This is a genomic window from Rufibacter sp. XAAS-G3-1, assembly GCF_013623775.1.
Lineage (GTDB): Bacteria > Bacteroidota > Bacteroidia > Cytophagales > Hymenobacteraceae > Nibribacter.
In genome coordinates this window covers 53,329-70,181 of the sequence record NZ_JABFAM010000012.1, presented here as the reverse complement: position 1 = coordinate 70,181, position 16,853 = coordinate 53,329, and the positions used below count along the sequence as shown (strand labels likewise).

Sequence of the window (16,853 nt, the reverse complement as noted above, 5' to 3'; positions counted from 1 at the left end):
CTATGATCTGGCCCACTTCATTAGGTCTTTCAATTCATTTAGTGCCTCCTGACGCTATTTCTGGAGCAAGGCAAAGGATTCCTGCAACACCTGCTTGTCGTCAAACGGCGAGCGAACCCCTTTCACCTCCTGGTACGTCTCGTGTCCTTTGCCCGCCACCAGAATAATGTCCTCCGCCTCGGCCAACAGCACCGCCGTTTTAATGGCTTCGCGGCGGTCAACCACCGAAAGCGCTTTCTTCAGATCAGTTGGCTTTACGCCCGCCTGCATCTGGTTCAGGATTTCCTGCGGATCCTCGTCTCGCGGGTTATCAGAAGTCAGAATCACGCGGTCGCTCATCTTGGCGGCGATGTCGGCCATGACGGGGCGCTTGGCCGCATCGCGATTTCCGCCGCAGCCCACAATGGTGATCACTTTCTGGTCTGGCCTCCTAATCTGCTGAATGGTTTGCAGCACGTTTTCCAGGGCATCGGGCGTATGGGCGTAATCCACAATACCCGTAATCTGCCCGGCAGAAACCACGTAGTCAAAGCGGCCCGCGGCCGAAGTCAGGTTAGACAGACTCGCCAGTACTTCCTGCTTGTCTTCGCCCAGCAGGGTGGCCGCGCCGTACACCGCCAGCAAATTATAAGCGTTGAACGTGCCGATTAACCGGAACCACACCTCTTGCCCTTCCAATTCCAACTGCAAACCCTGGATAGAGTTATCCAGCAAACGGGCTTTGAAATCAGCTTCCTTGCGGAGGGCGTAGGTGTATTTGGTGGCTTTGGTATTTTGCAGCATCACCATGGCGCGCTTGTCATCTGAGTTTACCAGCGCAAAGGCTTTTTTGCCCAGATGATCGAAAAACAGCTTCTTGGCCCGGATGTACTCGTCAAAGGTGCCGTGGTAGTCCAGGTGGTCATGGGTGATGTTGGTGAAAACGGCTCCGGTGAACTGCACCCCCGTCACGCGGTGCTGCACCAGGGCGTGCGAACTCACCTCCATGAAGGCGTGGGTGCAACCGGCTTTCACCATCTGCGCCAACAGCCCCTGCAAAGTGATGGCATCTGGCGTGGTGTGCGAAGCGGGGATTACTGTTTCGTTGATCTGGTTCTGCACCGTGGACAGCAAACCGGCATTGTAGCCTAAGTCACGGTACAGTTTGTGCAGCAAGGTCACGCAGGTGGTTTTCCCGTTGGTGCCGGTCACGCCTACCAGTTTCAGTTTTTTGGAAGGGTTTCCGTAGAACTCAGCGGCCACTAAGCCCATGGCCTCGGCGGCGTTAGGCACCTGCACAAACGTGACGTGCGCTGGGGTGTTTTGGGGCAGTTTTTCGCAAAACACGGCTGAAACGCCCTGCTGCACGGCTGCCTCTATAAAATCATGGCCATCGCGGAGCGTGCCCCGGATCGCGAAGAACCCCACGCCCGGGCCTGCCTGGCGGGAATCCATGGTTAACGCAGCAAGCCCGGGGTTAGCGGGCCCGAGCAATTGCGTTGGCTGGAGTACCTGCAGCAGGTGTTCTAGTTGCGCCATGTGTCGTTAGTGTAATGGTAATGGTTGTTCCTCTGGTCACGGGCTGCCCCGGCGGAATGCTTTGGCCCTGCACCCGGCCTAAGCCGATGGCCCGTACTTTAATGCCGTGATTCCCTAGTAAGTACAAGGCATCCCGCAAGGTCATGTCCGTGACATCGGGCACCTGGCCCATCTTCACCGGCACCGGCTTCAAAGCCACTGATTGTTTCTGGGTGTCTACCCGCACCCAGTCTTCCTCGGGGTTCAAGGGGTGGGCACTCACACCCAATCTGTTGCAGAGAATGGTCAGCTCTTCCTGGTTTCCGGCGTGCAAGACCGGCAGTTTGGGCTGTACGCCCACCGGGCGGCGCACCATGGGCGCATGAATGGCTAAATCCTGCGCGTAGGCTTTGTCGGCCAGCTCACGGAACACCGGCGCGGCCACGTCACCGCCGTACTGGGCGTTTTTCTGCGGATTATCAATGATCACAATACAACTGTACTTGGGCCGGTCGGCCGGAAAGTAGCCCACAAAGGAGGTGGAGTATCTTCTGGTGTACTGTCCTTTGATCACTTTACGGGCGGTTCCGGTTTTACCGGCTACCTTGTAGTCATTGCTTTTCAGGTTTTTGGCCGTTCCGTTTTCTACTACCCCTTCCATCATGGTCTTCAATTGAACCAGGGTCTCGTCTGAGCAGATTTTAGGGTTCAGCACCTTGGTCTCAAATGACTCCAGAATCTGGTCGGCGCGCTTGATGCTTTTCACAATCATAGGCTGCACCTTCACGCCATTGTTGGCCACGGCGTTATAAAAGGCCAGGGTCTGCAACGGAGAAAGCTTCATCTCATAGCCAATGGCCATGGTAGACAGTGACGGACGGCTCCAGCTGCGGTCTTTGGGGGATTTGATGTACGGAACCGCCTCACCGTTCATCTGGAAGCCCAGCGGCTGGTGCAACCCGAATTTGTGCAGGTAATCCACGTATTTCTGCGGGTTGCTCTCAAAGGTCTTCTGGATGAGCTTGGCCACGCCCACGTTGGAAGATTTCTCAAACACCTGCTGCAGCGTGATCTTTCCGTACCCGCGGGTATCGGTTTTCACGGCCCCGCCAATGCGCTCAGAGCCCACGCCGGTATCTACGGTATCATTCAACTGCATGTCCGTCTCTTCCAGCAGGGCCATCATAGAGGCCAGCTTGAAGGTAGACCCCGGTTCGGTGCGGCCCTGGTTACCCACCGCGTAGTTGTAATCCTCGGCATACACCCCTTCGCTCTGGCGGCCCAGATTGGCGATGGCTTTGATGTGCCCGGTACTCACCTCCATCAAAATCACGCAGCCGTGGGCCGCGTCATTGATGGTTAAGGCGTGACGCAAGGCACTTTCTGCCACGTCTTGCAGGTTAATGTCAATGGTGGTCTGGATGTCAAAGCCGGGCATGGGTTTCACCTCGGTACCGTCGTTGATGGGCTTGTTACCGCCCGCCATGCGCTCGTACAGCGCCTCGCCGTCTTTCCCGGCCAGATGGCGGTTAAAAGAGAACTCCAGACCGGCGCCGTTGCGGTCTTCGTTGATGAACCCGATGGTACGTTTGGCCAACGACCCGAACGGCAGGAACCGGCGATCCAGTTTCTCAAAAATTACCCCGCCCCGGTTTTTACCGGCCCTGAAAATCGGCCATTTGGCCATCATCTTCTTGTCCTGGTAATTGATAAGGCGGCTGTTCAGGCGCACGTATTTACGGTTGGCGCTGCGGGCATTCTTGATTTTGCGCTTGTAATGCTCAGGAGAACGGTCGCCGTAGAAACGGGACAGTTGAATGGCCAGGGAGTCAATGCCCTTGGCGAAAACATCATCGGGGGAAATGGTGGGGTCAAACGCCACGCGGTAAAACGGCAAAGACGTAGCCATGATGCGGTCATCATTGGAGTAGATGTTCCCCCGGGTAGCGTAGACCGGTTGGTAATGGAACCGTTTCTCATTGGCGATCTCGCGCCAACGGTCACCGTCCTTGAACTGGATGTACCCAACTTTGTAAATAATCGCGAACGCGAAAAGACAGATGGCCAAAAAAGCCACCCGCACGCGCGTAACGATGGACTTCTTAATATTCATCTTTCTTGAGAACTACTTGAATGGGTGGGGTAGAACTTTCCATCAGGCCAAGGGGCGCCACGTTGCGGGCCACCTCAGACTGCTTGCTCGCCTCCATGTACTCAGATTTCAGCGTGGTATAGTCGGCGCGAAGGTCTTCGGTATCGGCTTTGGTTTTATCAATACGCCGCAGGGTGCGGTCGGCGTAGTGCGTGTTGCCGATGTAAAACAAGGTCACGCCCATCAGGAAAAGCACCTTGGGCAAGTACCTCACGGGCAAACCTTCGGCAAAGAACCAGTCTACTTTGGTGTAGCGGTCTAACAGTTCAAACAAACTGGTACCCTTCTGGCGCGGCGGGCGGGCCGGACGTGGTTTCTCTACCTTAGGCACTTCCCGCTGGGTGTTTGCCTTCGGCCGATTCACTGGTGGACGTACGGTATTGACTGCCATGGTTAAATCGTTAAATGTGCTGCTTCCCTTCTATCTTTCTACTTCTTTGACGATTCAGGTGTCTCTCTTTTCTGCGCCACCCGCAGCTTGGCACTGCGGGAGCGGTTATTTTCCTGTAACTCAAGCGCACCCGGCACAATGGGTTTGCGGGTCACAGAATCTAGAGGCTTGATTTCATTCCCGAAGAAGTCTTTTTCCACTTCCCCAAAAAACTTGCCTTTGGAAATATAATTCTTCACCAAACGGTCTTCTAAAGAATGATAGGAAATCACAGATAATCTTCCGCCAGGCTTCAGAACCTCTACGGCTTGCTCCAGCATTTCCTCTAGGGCTTTCAGTTCATCGTTCACTTCTATGCGAAGCGCCTGAAACACCTGGGCCAGGTACTTGTTTTCTTTTCCGCGGGGCGTGCAGCCGGCAATGGCCTGCTTGAAATCAGCGATGGTCTCTATGGTTTGCACGTTCCGAGCCGATACCAGTTCCCGCGCCAACGTTTTAGCGTTCTTCACCTCGCCATATAACCCAAAGATGCGGTGCAGTTGCTCTTCTGAGTATTCCATTATCACTTGTTGGGCAGATAAGGGAGCCTCCTTGTCCATGCGCATGTCCAGTGGGCCGTCAAAACGGGTAGAGAAGCCGCGCTCGGCGGTATTGAACTGGTGGGAAGAAACGCCTAAATCGGCCAAGATGCCGTCTACCTGGCGTACCCCGTAGAGGCGCAGGTATTTCTTGAGGTACCGGAAGTTGGCTTTGACAAACGTGAATTTATCAGAAATCAGCTTTTCGGCCTGTTTTTCGGCATCGGTGTCCTGGTCAAAGGAGTAGAGTTGCCCGCCCTGCATCTGGGTTAAGATATGCGCCGAGTGGCCGCCACCGCCAAAGGTGACGTCTACATAAATGCCGCCGGGTTTTATGGCCAACGCATCTACCGATTCCTGCAACAAAACGGGCTGGTGGTACTGCATAAGCTTTTATTCTATTGGGGGTAAGCTCGGTTGGTCACCGAGGAACTTCTGCGCCAGTTGCGAGAAATTCTGCTGGTCCTTAATTAAAAATGCGTCGTATTTGTCTGGGTTCCAGATTTCTACCCGGTTCCCCAGGCCTACCACAATGGCGTCTTTCTCAATCTCGGCGTACCGTACCATGGTGCGCGGCAAGATGAAACGTCCGGCGGCATCCAGTTCAATTTCGGTGTTCCCCCGGAAAAAATTCCGCTGGAAATGCCGGTATTCCTCATTGAACTCGTTCAGGCCCGCCACCCGGTCATAAATCGTTTTCCACTCCGTTCTGGGGTACAACACCAGACAAGGCTCAAACCCGCGGGTCAACACCACCTGATTTCCGCAATCATCGGGCAGGTTGGATTTGATTTTGGCAGGCAGCACCAATCTTCCCTTCGGGTCTAGCTTACATTCGTATTCGCCGGAGAGAAAATTCATGGTGGAGGGTGCAGTGACGACAGTCTTTGGTACAAAGCAAAAGTACTAAAGGGCGAGGCAAAGTCAACCACCCTCTCCCACTTTTTCCCACTTTGTGGATAAATCATGGTTATCCACCCCACTTATGCACATTATCCACATTTTTCCCCGCCACTTTGGGATAAGTTTTGGATAACGTTTCTAATATATTTGCTAAATAACACGTGAATACTTACGCAATTACTTGAATTAAAGCAGATTATCTAATTTCAACACCTTTTACAACATTCAGAAAACACTGGTGGTAAGAAGGTGGAGGAAAGTGGTTCAAAATTCCATATCTTTGCAGCATGAGAGGGAAACTCAGACATATTGTGCTCTTAACGCTGGCTTTTAGCCTCCTGACGGGTTCCGTTGGGATGGCGGCTACACAGCGGTTTTGTGCAATGTTGGGGATGGCTCCTTCTCAGGACGCGGCCCAGGAAATGGAGGCGATGGGTTGCTGCGAAGCCAAGAAGAAACCCGCCTGCCCCGAAGGAACTACCCAGGTAGACAAGACCCCTTGCTGCTCCGTTTTCACCACCCACCACAAACTGGACATCCCTTCCACGCTGAAACTCAGCAAGTTGGAATTAATGGCGCTTCCACCCGCCTTAACCTCGGTTTTCCTTCTTCCCACGGTAGTACTTACAACGGTTGAAGGTTCCTGGCCTAATTACTCTGATACCTCGCCCCCCTTGGCGGGCCGAGACCTGCTGCATCGTCTGCACATCCTGAACATTTAAGATTTTCATCTCTTCGCCTAGCCGAAGCCAGTTCCTGTGCTTCTGCCCCAGAACAGATGTTATACTTAAATGAAACCAACCCATGTTATCTTCTAAACGTCAGGCAGTATTCGCTTTGACTTTAACAGGGCTCCTGCTCCCTTTCCTGGGAATGGCCCAAACGCTTGCTGGCCGCGTGATAGATGCGGCTAATTCCACCCCGCTTATTGGCGCCTCCGTTATCTGGTTGGGTACCAGCCAAGCCACCAGCACCGATGCCAACGGGCATTTCACCTTATCTCCGGCTCCCAGCGGCGAAACCGCCGTTCTGATCTCCTACATCGGCTACAAACCAGATACCGTGCAGGTGCAGGGCCGCGCGCATATAGTAGTGCAGTTGCGGTCTGCTACCGCTATTCAGGAAGTGACCATTACCGGCAAGCAAGACCGGTATTCGGCCCTCACTCCTACCAACTCACAGGTCATCACCGCCATGGACTTAACCAAGTCAGCGTGCTGTAACCTGGCCGAAAGCTTTGAGACGAACGCCTCGGTGGAAGTTTCCACCTCAGATGCGGTTTCCGGCGCGAAGCAGATTCAGATGCTGGGCCTGGATGGTGCTTATACTTTGATGACGACCGATAACGTACCGGCCTTGCGCGGTTTGGCGACGCCTTATCGTTTGAACTACCTGTCTGGTACTTATATTGACGCCATTGACATTATCAAAGGCACCGGTTCGGTGCTGAATGGCTATGAGTCTATCTCGGGCCAGGTGAACGTGCGGCTGAAAGACCCGGAGAAAACGGATAAACTGTTGGTGAACCTCTACGGCAACAGCCTGGCCAAGTGGGATGCCAACGTGAACACCTCGTTTACCCTCACGCCCAAACTGAGCACCGTGCTCATGCTGCACACCGACCAGCTGAACCACCGGGTGGACAACAACAAGGACGGTTTCCTGGACTTACCGCTGGGCAAGCATTACAACGCGTTCAACAAGTGGAGATACGATACCGGCAAGCAATGGGTAGCTGAAATAGGCGTGCAGGCGCTCAGCGAAACCCGCACCGGCGGACAAGTGGGTTATCGCTCAGGCATGCCGCAGGAGGAGGGCAGTTTCTATGGCACCGAGTCGGAGACGGAACGCGTGAGCGGCTTCTCCAAGACGTCTTACACCTTCAAGAACAAGCCGTACCAGAGCATCGGGTTGATTTTATCAGCGGCCCGCCATGATTTTGACTCGCATTATGGCCCCAGAACGTATGACGGGTACCAGAACAGCGGTCTGGCGAATTTGATTTTCCAGTCGGCGTTTGGCAATACGGCCCACACCTACAAAACCGGGGTAAGCTACCAGTACGAGGACTTTCAGGAAAACCTGGCCGGGCAGCGCCTGAGCCGGAAAGAGCGGGTGCCGGGGGCGTTTTTCGAGTACATTTACCAAAACAGCACCAATCTGACTTTGGTAGGCGGGGTTCGGGCCGACCATCATAATCTGTACGGCTGGGTGTACACGCCCCGTTTCAACGTGAAATATGACTTTAATCCGAATTCCATTTTGCGTCTGGCAGCCGGAAAAGGCTTCAGGGTCGCCAATCCTATTGCCGAAAACGTGGCCTCACTCATCAGCAACCGGGCGTTCTATTTCCAGAATAACCTGCAACCCGAGAAAGCCTGGAACCTGGGCGGCAGCTTCACGCAGTACTTTGAGGTAGGCGAACGCAAAGGGGCCTTTATCACGGACTACTACTACACCACCTTCCAGAACCAGGTAGTGCCGGACATGTACAGCAGCCCGTACCAGATTACGTTCACCAACCTGAACGGTCGGTCTTTCTCCAAAAGCTTCCAGGCCGAGGTGCAGTATGAGTTGACTTCCATGCTGGATATGAAGGCGGCCTACAAGTACTTTGACGTGCGCACCACCTATAACGGTGAACTGTTGCAGCGGCCGTTCATCCCAAACCACCGCGCCTTCCTGAACCTGGGCTTCGCGACACCTTTCGACAAGTGGCGCGCCGATTTGACGGCCCAGTGGTTCGGCACAAGGCTGGTACCTTCCATGGAGCATGACATGAATCAGCACGAAAGCGCCATCATGACGCGAACTGTTCACCCGTACGCGGTGTTTAATGGACAGATTACCCGGGCCTTCAAACGCTGGGAAGTGTACCTGGGCGGCGAGAACCTGTTGGATCACAAACAAAAGAACCCGATTATCGCTGCTGACCGGCCTTTCAGCCAGGAATTTGACGCCAGTATGGTGTGGGCTCCGGTGATTGGCCGGGTGATTTACGCTGGTCTTCGGTTTACTTTGAAATAGTTGTTAGTTATTAGTTGTCAGTTGTTAGAACTCTCTGCTGAGAAGAGCAAGAACCTAGCTTAGGTCTTCTCAGCCTCTAAGCACAGAAATGTACTCTTGTATAGGGGCTCTTTTTATGAAATGAGCCCCTATACAAAACGCTTCAATCTAACAACTGAAAACTAACAACTGACAACTAAAGCAAGCGGCGTTTTTGGCCTGATTTTGGTAAAACAGGCGGTAATCCCTCAGCAAGAAATTTACTTTTAACCCATAACTTAACTTTTAAAATTCAACCATGAAAACTCTTAAAATCTGGATGCTCTCTTTGGTACTTACCGGTTTGGCCTCTGTTGGCTTTGCGCAGGGCGGCAAGAAAGGTGAAGAAGTGAAAATCAAAACCTCGGCGGTGTGCGGCATGTGCAAAGCCACGCTTGAAAAAGGCTTGGCCTATGAGAAAGGCGTGAACAAAGCCACCCTGGATGTAGACTCTAAAGTACTGACCGTATCTTACAACGGCGAGAAAACGTCTCTTGACAAAATCAAGAAAGCCGTGAACGAACTGGGCTACGATGCCGATAACTCTCCGGCCACCCCACGTGCCTACGACCGTCTGGATGCCTGCTGCAAGAAAGACGCTGTTCACTAATGTTTAGCTTACCTCCTATCTTAAAAAGCCTGCCTTCCAGCAGGCTTTTTTGTTTTTAGCTGTCTCTATTTATCGCCTCTTTTTTCAAAAACAGGCTAGAAACAGTTGCTAAGCAGCAGGACAACAAGAAAAGCAAGTCAAACCAATTTTGTCCGCATACTCGCGTACTTATCTATTTTTCCCTCTTGCCAGGGGAAGAGATAGCTTGATTTGTCCTGTTACTTAAATGGGTCAATGGGAAATCAGCTCTCTCTCAAATTCACCTATCATTTCATGTTCGGTTCACATGCCATTCAACTCAAAAGTATGACAATGAAACCATCATTTTTGGGCCTGGCATGCCCCACAAACCGGTAAGTAAATGGATTTGGGCCTGTTTTGGCGAAAACAGGCCCAAATCCATTTTTCTTTTCATCGGCCCAAAGGAAAATCACTTGAGTTACAACGGCCGGTGCGAGAAAGCCCTTACCTTTAGCGTGACGTTCTTACCTGCTACTTTCCACTGAATGCGAACCCCAAAACAACTCCTTCTTTGTGCTTTGCTGGCGTTGAGCACCAGCGCCTTCGCCCAGCAGCAACTGCCCATGCCCCGCAACATCGCGGCCGCTTACCAGAAAGGCACCCGAAGCCAGGACGGTTCTCCCGGCAAAAGCTACTGGCAAAATACCGCCGACTACACCATCAAGATTGATTTTGACCCATTTTCCCGAAAACTGGCCGGAACCGTAGACATTGACTACACCAACAACAGCCCCGATACGCTCAAGCAGATTGTCTTCAAACTCTACCCCAACCTGTACCAGAAAGGAGCGCCCCGGGCCAGCGGCATTGCCCCCGAGGATGTGAGTGAAGGCGTGCAGATTGAGCGCTTCAGCGTGAACCAGGAACCGCAGGAGGTACAGAAACTCCGCATTGATGCCACTAATCTCACCCTCCGCGTCAAACCTATTCCGCCCAAACAGAAGGCGAAATTCTCCATCGCCTACAACTACATCCTAAACGCCGGTTCGCACATGCGCACCGGGCAGGTAGACTCATTGGGTGCGGCGTTCGTGGCCTATTTCTTTCCGCGCATTGCCGTGTATGACGATGTGGACGGCTGGAACCGAATACCGTACCTGGGGCCTGCTGAGTTTTACAACGATTTCTGCTCCTTCAACACCGAGATTACCGTTCCGAAGAACTTTGTGGTATGGGCCACCGGTGATTTGAAAAATGCCTCGGAAGTGCTCACGAAGAAATACGCCAAGCGCCTGGAGAATGCCGAAAAGAAAGACGCCATCATCGCCATTATTGACAAAGACGACCTGAAGCGCCAGGGCATCACCGCCCAGAACGCCCGCAACACCTGGAAATTCCAGGCAGACAACGTGGTGGATTTTGCGTTCGCGACCTCAGACCATTACCTCTGGAACTCCTCCAGCCTGGTGGTAGACCCCAAAACCAAACGTCGCACCCGCGTAGATGTGGCCTACAACCCCGCCCACCATGATTTTGAGGAAGTCATCCATTTTGCCCGCAAAACCGTGGAGGCCATGAGCTACACGTTCCCCCAATGGCCCTTCCCCTACTCCCACGAAACCGTATTTGATGGGCTGGACCAGATGGAATACCCCATGATGGTGAACGACAATCCCGTGAAAACCCGCGAGGACGCCATCACCCTCACTGACCATGAGATCTTCCACACCATGTTCCCGTTCTACATGGGCACCAACGAAACCAAGTACGGCTGGATGGACGAAGGCTGGGCCACTCTTGGCGAATGGATTATCTCTTCCATCATTGAACCTACCCTAGTAGATGATTACGGCGTGGCCCCCTATGCCCAGATGGCCGCCACCGAGGCCGATATGCCCATCATGACCTTGACCACGCAACAGAACGGCGCACCTTTCTTCCTGAATTCCTACCCTAAACCGGCCCTGGGTTACCTGTATGTAAAACAGATGCTGGGCGATGCGCTTTTCACCAAAGCTTTGCACCACTACATCCGGCAATGGAACGGCAAACACCCCCTGCCCTGGGACTTCTTCAATGCCATGAACGCTGGCGCGGGCCGCAACCTCAACTGGTTCTGGAAACGCTGGTTCTTTGACGAAGGCTACCCTGACCTAGCCATTGCCAACGTACAGCAGCAAGCCGGGCAGTACCAAGTCACCGTGCAGGCCAAAGGCACCAAACCCGTCCCGGTAGAGCTGGTAATCACCTACGCTGATAATACCACCTCCAAAATCCATCGTAACGTGTCTGTGTGGGAGACTGGAAACACTTCGGTTCAGGTAGATTTCAAACCCGAGAAAGTCGTCAAAAAGTTGGAACTGAAAGGCACCTATGTGCCAGATTCTAACCCGAGGGACAATGTGTATGTGGTAAAGTAATGCTTCTTTTCACATTAGCACATACACTTTGTCCTCCTGAAAGAATCTTGGCAGCGAACGGTAGTAGCGCTTGTTCAGAGCCTGTCTAGTACGCCCACAGTATTCTTCAGGAGGATGAGCATTTACTGTTGGTCTTTTATCATATAAAAGCCGCTTAAAGTGAAGGATGTCTCTCTTAAAGCGGCTTTCCTTTTCTGGCCTGTTTTCCTTAAAATAGGCTCAAAACGATTGTTGCCCTTTTACCAACCGGTCTTTCTCCTGATAAAGCTTCCACCAGGGCAAATACGGTTTGTCATGGTGTTCATAATGGTATCCGAAGAAATAACAGCTGATAAAAGCCCACAGGTGGTTTCTGCCTTGGGTAGAAGATTTATGCCGGTTGTCCTGGTCGTGCTCGCCCCGGTGGGGTAGGTACGTCCCGAAGTAGAATAGCTGAAAAGTAGCCATCACCGCCGGTACCATCCAAAACAGAATGATGTTCTCCATAGGGAACCAGAGTTGCAGCAGATGATAGGTACCCGCCATGAGCAGCACCTGCACCACTGTGATGTACTGCCGCGCGAAGCTGAAGAACCACAGAAAGAAGTTGCCGCCGTGGTAGTCGGGGTCTTGGTCGGTGGCCACGTGGCGGTGGTGCAGGTGGTGTTTGGGGTAAAGCCGGCCGTAGTAGTTGTAGGCAAACAACCCTGCGCAAAAGGTGCCAATGAACGTGTTCAGCTTCTTGTTACCAGGCGCAACCACGCCGTGCATGGCATCATGGGCGGTAATGAAAAGGCCTGTGTACAGATGCGTCATCCCCAGCATCGCCAGGTAAGTTAGCGGCGAAGAAAAGTTGACTTCCCAGTGCAGCAGAAACCAGAGCACACTCCCCCAGGTCAGCAGAATGGTGATGGCAATGATGATTCCGGTATGTTTTTTGAAAAACTGGCTCAAAACGGATTTACTCTGATGATCCTATACTTACGAAGGTACCACTCTTTGTGATCACTCTGTTTGATAAGCGCAGGGACTGTTCTTACAAGTACTTGGTGGTGATAACACCATAACGCAGGAATGTGTACGACGTTACCGTGTAACGTCGCTACGGAATAACCGGCCATGTAGCCTCGTCACCCTGTAACGAGGTACTTGTGCAAGGGGAAATGCCCCCGCTTCTCCTTAGCCAGACGGCTAGGGTGAGAACACCAACAAGGGAGAAAGACAACGTAATGTTATCTTTCTATGGCGCAGATTTACTTCCGTGACTAACGAACTGCAACACGTCACGGAAGTAAATCTGCGCTATAGTAGGTTTACCCCAAAGGCCAAAAACCAGGCATCTTCTCCAATCTCTATCTTGATACCTGATACCTGAAACTTGATACTTACCCCTAAAACGTCAACAAGGCATCCCGCACTTCTTCCATGAGCCACATGGGCGTGGAGGTGGCGCCGCAGATGCCAATGGTGTTTCCGGCCTCAAACCACTCGGGGTTGAGTTCTTCTACCATAGACACGAAGTAGGTATTGGGGTTGGTGTCTTTGCAGACCTGGTACAAGACCCGCCCGTTAGACGACTTGGTACCGGAGACGAACACAATCTTGTCGAACCGTTGGGCGAAGCGCCGCAGCTCCTTGTCGCGGTTAGACACCTGGCGGCAGATGGTGTCGTTGGCTGCTACGGAATAGCCGCGGGTTTCCAGTTCGTTTTTAATGCGGTAAAAGCTGTCGGTGCTTTTGGTGGTTTGGCTGTAGAGCGTAATGTTCTGGGGCAGTTCGTGGCGGAGCAACTCATCCAGGTTCTCGAACACGACCGCTTCGTTGTTGGTCTGGCCCAACAGACCCAATACTTCGGCGTGGCCGTGCTTGCCGTAGATAAAGATCTGGTCTTTTTTGTCAAAGGAGGTCTTGATGCGGTTCTGCAGTTTCAGCACCACGGGGCAAGAGGCATCTACCAGGGTCAGGTTATTTTCCATGGCGATCTGGTAGGTAGACGGCGGCTCGCCGTGCGCCCTGATGAGCACACATTCATCGCGCAGGGTACTGAGCGCTTCATAGTTGATAATGCGCAACCCTTTTTTCTGCAGGCGTTCCACCTCTACATCGTTGTGCACAATATCGCCCAGACAATACAGGTAACCCTGTTCCTCCAAAAGGTCTTCGGCCATCTGAATCGCATAGATTACCCCGAAGCAAAAGCCTGAACTTGAATCAATATGTACCTGTAGCTGACGCATAACCTCTAAACAAGTTCTTCTACCAGATTGTTTGTGCGTACTCCTGCTTTTTACTCTAAAACCTATGTAAACAGCAGCTACAGAGAGCAAATGTTTACAGGCTGAGATTTGCCACCTGTTGTTGCTCCTGCGCAGAGAGCAAGTCTTTGCGCAGCAGGAAATCCCGCATGATCTTCACGGTTTCGGCCGAGATGCCGGAGCGCGGATGTTTTAAGATGGCGGCCATGAAAACCCTTTTATCATCCTCTAAATGGCTGCTCATGTTCAGGTACCGGGGTATGTAGTGCTCAATGGAAAAACGAAGGAAACGTACCTCGGGGTCTAGTTTATCTAAAGCCACCGCCTCCTCAAAAATCTCAGAAGACTGGCGCAGGTATTTCAGCTTGGCATAGGGGCTCCAGACGTGTTTGGCCATAAGGGCGTGCGAAACAGCCTTGTACCCCAGCTTAAGCGGGTCTTTTCCCTGGTACTTGTCCATGAGCGCCATAAACCGCGCTGCCGTCTCTTCGCTCTTGGTGGCCGTCTGGTAATAGTTCAACAGAGAAGTATGGGAATACGGATCTGACTTCTGCTGAAACGCCAGCAGAAAGAAACAGAAGGAAAGAAGCGTAGCGATTATCTGCATTACATGGTATTAAACTGGTACCTAATATACGAACTTAATAGCAAAGCCAACTTCGTATTATCAGGCACTCTTACGCGTTCTGCCAAAATTTGGGCGGCGGGCAGCTGTTTAATTTTCTTGAATAGCTTCAAATAATAGATGTAGGCCAGGTAAACCCCCAGTTGGGCCCCCTTGGGCAAGGCGATGATTCCTTTATAGGCATCATCAAAATCCTGCTGGATGTCACGCTCAATCTCTTCCTTATCTTTGTTGCAGAACGACCGGAAATCTACCTGCGGGAAATACACGCGGCCCCTATCCTGAAAATCGCTGCGGATGTCTCTCAAAAAATTCACTTTCTGGAACGCCGCCCCCAAAGAACAGGCCGAGGATTTCAGGCGATTGAACATGGCCTCGTCTTCCTCGCAGAAAACGCGCAGGCACATGAGCCCCACCACTTCGGCCGAGCCGTAGATGTATTCCTCGTACAGATCACAGTTGTACTTCTGGTCAAACAGATCCATCTCCATGCTGTGCAGGAAGGCGTCAATGAACTCCCGATCAATGCGGTACTGGTTCACCACCATCTGGAAGGCGTGCAGCACCGGGTTCAGGCTGATTTTCTCCTCCAGGGCCTGGTACGTCTCCTGCCGGAAACGCTCCAGCAAACCAGCCCTATCATACGTGTGGAACGTATCCACAATCTCATCGGCGAAGCGCACAAACCCGTAGATGGCGTAAATGGGATCATGGAACCGGGGGTGCAGCGTTTTAATGCCCAACGTAAAAGACGTGCTGTAGCGCTGCGTAATGAGTTTACTGCATTCCAGCGTGGTGTTGTCAAACAGGGTCATGGGCGCTGAAATCTTGGTCATAGCGTTAGGGTGGTTTCCTGCGGGGCGAATTCTTTCAAGACCTCGGCGGCCACTACCTGCCCCGAGATGAGGGAAGGCGGCACACCGGGGCCGGGAACGGTCAGTTGACCGGTATAATACAAGTTGCGGACTTTCTTGCTTTTCAGGCTGGGTTTCAGTACCGCCGTCTGTAACAGCGTATTGGCCAGTCCGTAGGCATTGCCTTTAAAGGCGTGGTAATCTTTTATGAAATCTTTATGCGCGTAGCTGCGCTTATATATGACATGGCTCCGGATTTCCTGCCCAATGATCTGCTCCAGCCTGTCCATGACCATGTGGTAATAGCGCTCCCTGGTTTCCTGGGTGTCCGGCAAGTCCGGGGCCACCGGAATGAGGATAAACAGGTTCTCCTTCCCTTCCGGCGCTACCGTTGGATCTGTTTTGGACGGCACCGACACGTAGAACAGCGGTTTCTTGGGCCAGGCCGGTTGCGTGTAAATCTCATGGGCGTGCGGCCCGAAATCTTCGTCAAAGAACAGGTTATGGTGGCGTAGCCCGTCTAGCTTTTTATCTACCCCCAGGTAAAAAATAAGTGACGATGGTGCCATAACGCGGGAGTCCCAGTACTTGTCTGTATAACTGCGGGATTCCTGGGGCAGCAGTTTGGTCTCCAGGTGGTGGTAATCAGAACCGCCAATGACCACGTCGGCTACGTACGCGCCTTTTGCCGTGATGACTTGGGTGATGGCGCCGTTCTGCAACTCCAGCCTTTCCACTTCCTCGCCTAACCGTATGTCCACGCCCTGTTCCTGCGCCAGGGCCACCATGCCCTCCACTATCTGGTGCATGCCGCCCATGGGGTACCAAGTGCCCAGCGATATATCGGCGTAATTCATGAGGCTATACAGCGCGGGCGTGTTCTGGGGCAAGGCTCCTAAAAACAGGATGGGAAACTCCATCAACTGAATCAATCTTGGGTGCTTGAAGTACTTGCGCACGTGCTTGTGCATGGATTGGAAGACATCCAGCCGCAGCACATCTACCAGCAGCTTCACGTCCAGAAACTCTGAGAACGAGCGGCTGGGTTTGTACACCAGGTTATTGATGCCTACCTCGTATTTATAAGCAGCCTGCTTGAGAAACGTGCGCAGTCTCGCCGCCGACCCTGGTTCCAGTGATTCAAACAGCGCCTCCAACTCAGGCATGCCCGCGGGCAACTCCATGACATCCTGCCGTCCATACAAGACCTGGTAAGAAGGGTCAAGGCGTTCCAGGCGGTAGTAATCTGCGGTGGTTTTGCCGAATTTCTGGAAAAACTGCTCAAAAACGTCGGGCATCCAGTACCAGCTGGGGCCCATGTCAAAGGTGAAGCCCTCGGCTTTGAATAAGCGCGCCCGCCCACCGGCCACTTCGTTCTTCTCCAACAGGGTAACTGCATACCCGGCCTGCGCCATACTGGCGGCGGCCGCTAGCCCGGCAAACCCGGCCCCAATGACAATTACTTTTTTTCTGGGAAGACCCTGCATGTGGATAGCATCAAAATGAATGGACAATCTTGTTGTAGGTACTTATACTGGCAAAACTGGTTAATGACCGAAACAAGATACATTCTTTTTTAAGCA

Annotated in this window: 14 protein-coding genes; 4 read left to right on the top strand and 10 right to left on the bottom strand. The window is 52.6% G+C overall.

What is annotated here, in order from left to right; genetic code table 11:
* Positions 1-54: 54 nt before the first annotated feature.
* The 5 genes from HHO50_RS14675 to mraZ are packed head-to-tail and all read right to left on the bottom strand — an operon-like array spanning position 55 to position 5,479.
* Complete coding sequence (locus HHO50_RS14675) at positions 55-1,518, bottom strand: UDP-N-acetylmuramoyl-L-alanyl-D-glutamate--2,6-diaminopimelate ligase (protein WP_181306821.1); 1,464 nt, start codon at positions 1,516-1,518, stop codon at positions 55-57.
* Positions 1,457-3,610, bottom strand: a complete 2,154-nt coding sequence (locus HHO50_RS14670; protein ID WP_181306820.1) for a penicillin-binding protein — start codon at positions 3,608-3,610, stop codon at positions 1,457-1,459. Before HHO50_RS14670 ends, HHO50_RS14675 begins: the two co-directional genes overlap by 62 nt.
* Positions 3,600-4,040 (bottom strand): FtsL-like putative cell division protein, encoded by a 441-nt coding sequence (locus HHO50_RS14665; protein ID WP_181306819.1) that lies wholly within the window; start codon positions 4,038-4,040, stop codon positions 3,600-3,602. Before HHO50_RS14665 ends, HHO50_RS14670 begins: the two co-directional genes overlap by 11 nt.
* 38 nt (positions 4,041-4,078) lie before the next feature.
* A complete protein-coding gene (rsmH, locus tag HHO50_RS14660; protein ID WP_181306818.1) occupies positions 4,079-5,005 on the bottom strand; it encodes a 16S rRNA (cytosine(1402)-N(4))-methyltransferase RsmH in 927 nt (308 codons plus the stop codon).
* A 6-nt stretch (positions 5,006-5,011) separates the two neighbouring features.
* Complete coding sequence (gene mraZ, locus HHO50_RS14655) at positions 5,012-5,479, bottom strand: division/cell wall cluster transcriptional repressor MraZ (protein ID WP_181306817.1); 468 nt, start codon at positions 5,477-5,479, stop codon at positions 5,012-5,014.
* A gap of 434 nt (positions 5,480-5,913) precedes the next feature.
* Here mraZ and HHO50_RS14650 point away from each other — a divergent pair, with 434 nt between their 5' ends.
* The 4 genes from HHO50_RS14650 (at position 5,914) to HHO50_RS14635 (ending at position 11,557) form a co-directional block, all read left to right on the top strand.
* Complete coding sequence (locus HHO50_RS14650) at positions 5,914-6,243, top strand: hypothetical protein (protein WP_181306816.1); 330 nt, start codon at positions 5,914-5,916, stop codon at positions 6,241-6,243.
* Positions 6,244-6,325: 82 nt separating this feature from the next.
* A complete protein-coding gene (locus tag HHO50_RS14645; protein WP_181306815.1) occupies positions 6,326-8,548 on the top strand; it encodes a TonB-dependent receptor in 2,223 nt (740 codons plus the stop codon).
* Between the two features lie 277 nt (positions 8,549-8,825).
* Positions 8,826-9,176, top strand: a complete 351-nt coding sequence (locus HHO50_RS14640; protein WP_181306814.1) for a heavy-metal-associated domain-containing protein — start codon at positions 8,826-8,828, stop codon at positions 9,174-9,176.
* Positions 9,177-9,682: 506 nt separating this feature from the next.
* Complete coding sequence (locus HHO50_RS14635; RefSeq protein ID WP_181306813.1) at positions 9,683-11,557, top strand: M1 family metallopeptidase; 1,875 nt, start codon at positions 9,683-9,685, stop codon at positions 11,555-11,557.
* Positions 11,558-11,776: 219 nt separating this feature from the next.
* On the opposite strand, the gene HHO50_RS14630 is transcribed toward HHO50_RS14635, so the two are convergent.
* The 5 genes from HHO50_RS14630 to HHO50_RS14610 form a co-directional block, all read right to left on the bottom strand.
* Positions 11,777-12,490: a fatty acid desaturase gene (locus HHO50_RS14630; protein ID WP_181306812.1), complete on the bottom strand. Its 714-nt coding sequence runs from the start codon at positions 12,488-12,490 to the stop codon at positions 11,777-11,779.
* 437 nt (positions 12,491-12,927) lie between these two features.
* Entirely contained in the window at positions 12,928-13,773 is an 846-nt protein-coding gene (locus HHO50_RS14625) for a 4-hydroxy-3-methylbut-2-enyl diphosphate reductase (RefSeq protein ID WP_181306811.1), read from the bottom strand.
* A gap of 94 nt (positions 13,774-13,867) precedes the next feature.
* Complete coding sequence (locus HHO50_RS14620) at positions 13,868-14,398, bottom strand: hypothetical protein (RefSeq protein WP_181306810.1); 531 nt, start codon at positions 14,396-14,398, stop codon at positions 13,868-13,870.
* A complete protein-coding gene (locus HHO50_RS14615) occupies positions 14,398-15,252 on the bottom strand; it encodes a phytoene/squalene synthase family protein (RefSeq protein WP_255478754.1) in 855 nt (284 codons plus the stop codon). Before HHO50_RS14615 ends, HHO50_RS14620 begins: the two co-directional genes overlap by 1 nt.
* Positions 15,249-16,757: an NAD(P)/FAD-dependent oxidoreductase gene (locus tag HHO50_RS14610; RefSeq protein WP_181306921.1), complete on the bottom strand. Its 1,509-nt coding sequence runs from the start codon at positions 16,755-16,757 to the stop codon at positions 15,249-15,251. The genes HHO50_RS14615 and HHO50_RS14610 overlap by 4 nt, the downstream gene beginning before the upstream one ends.
* Positions 16,758-16,853: the final 96 nt, after the last annotated feature.

Coding starts and splice junctions, on each gene's coding strand:
- HHO50_RS14675 (WP_181306821.1), bottom strand. CDS start 1,518: ATGGCGCAACTAGAACACCTGCTGCAGGTACTCCAGCCAACGCAATTG.
- HHO50_RS14670 (WP_181306820.1), bottom strand. CDS start 3,610: ATGAATATTAAGAAGTCCATCGTTACGCGCGTGCGGGTGGCTTTTTTG.
- HHO50_RS14665 (WP_181306819.1), bottom strand. CDS start 4,040: ATGGCAGTCAATACCGTACGTCCACCAGTGAATCGGCCGAAGGCAAAC.
- rsmH (WP_181306818.1), bottom strand. CDS start 5,005: ATGCAGTACCACCAGCCCGTTTTGTTGCAGGAATCGGTAGATGCGTTG.
- mraZ (WP_181306817.1), bottom strand. CDS start 5,479: ATGAATTTTCTCTCCGGCGAATACGAATGTAAGCTAGACCCGAAGGGA.
- HHO50_RS14650 (WP_181306816.1), top strand. CDS start 5,914: ATGGCTCCTTCTCAGGACGCGGCCCAGGAAATGGAGGCGATGGGTTGC.
- HHO50_RS14645 (WP_181306815.1), top strand. CDS start 6,326: ATGTTATCTTCTAAACGTCAGGCAGTATTCGCTTTGACTTTAACAGGG.
- HHO50_RS14640 (WP_181306814.1), top strand. CDS start 8,826: ATGAAAACTCTTAAAATCTGGATGCTCTCTTTGGTACTTACCGGTTTG.
- HHO50_RS14635 (WP_181306813.1), top strand. CDS start 9,683: ATGCGAACCCCAAAACAACTCCTTCTTTGTGCTTTGCTGGCGTTGAGC.
- HHO50_RS14625 (WP_181306811.1), bottom strand. CDS start 13,773: ATGCGTCAGCTACAGGTACATATTGATTCAAGTTCAGGCTTTTGCTTC.
- HHO50_RS14620 (WP_181306810.1), bottom strand. CDS start 14,398: ATGCAGATAATCGCTACGCTTCTTTCCTTCTGTTTCTTTCTGCTGGCG.
- HHO50_RS14615 (WP_255478754.1), bottom strand. CDS start 15,252: ATGACCAAGATTTCAGCGCCCATGACCCTGTTTGACAACACCACGCTG.
- HHO50_RS14610 (WP_181306921.1), bottom strand. CDS start 16,757: ATGCAGGGTCTTCCCAGAAAAAAAGTAATTGTCATTGGGGCCGGGTTT.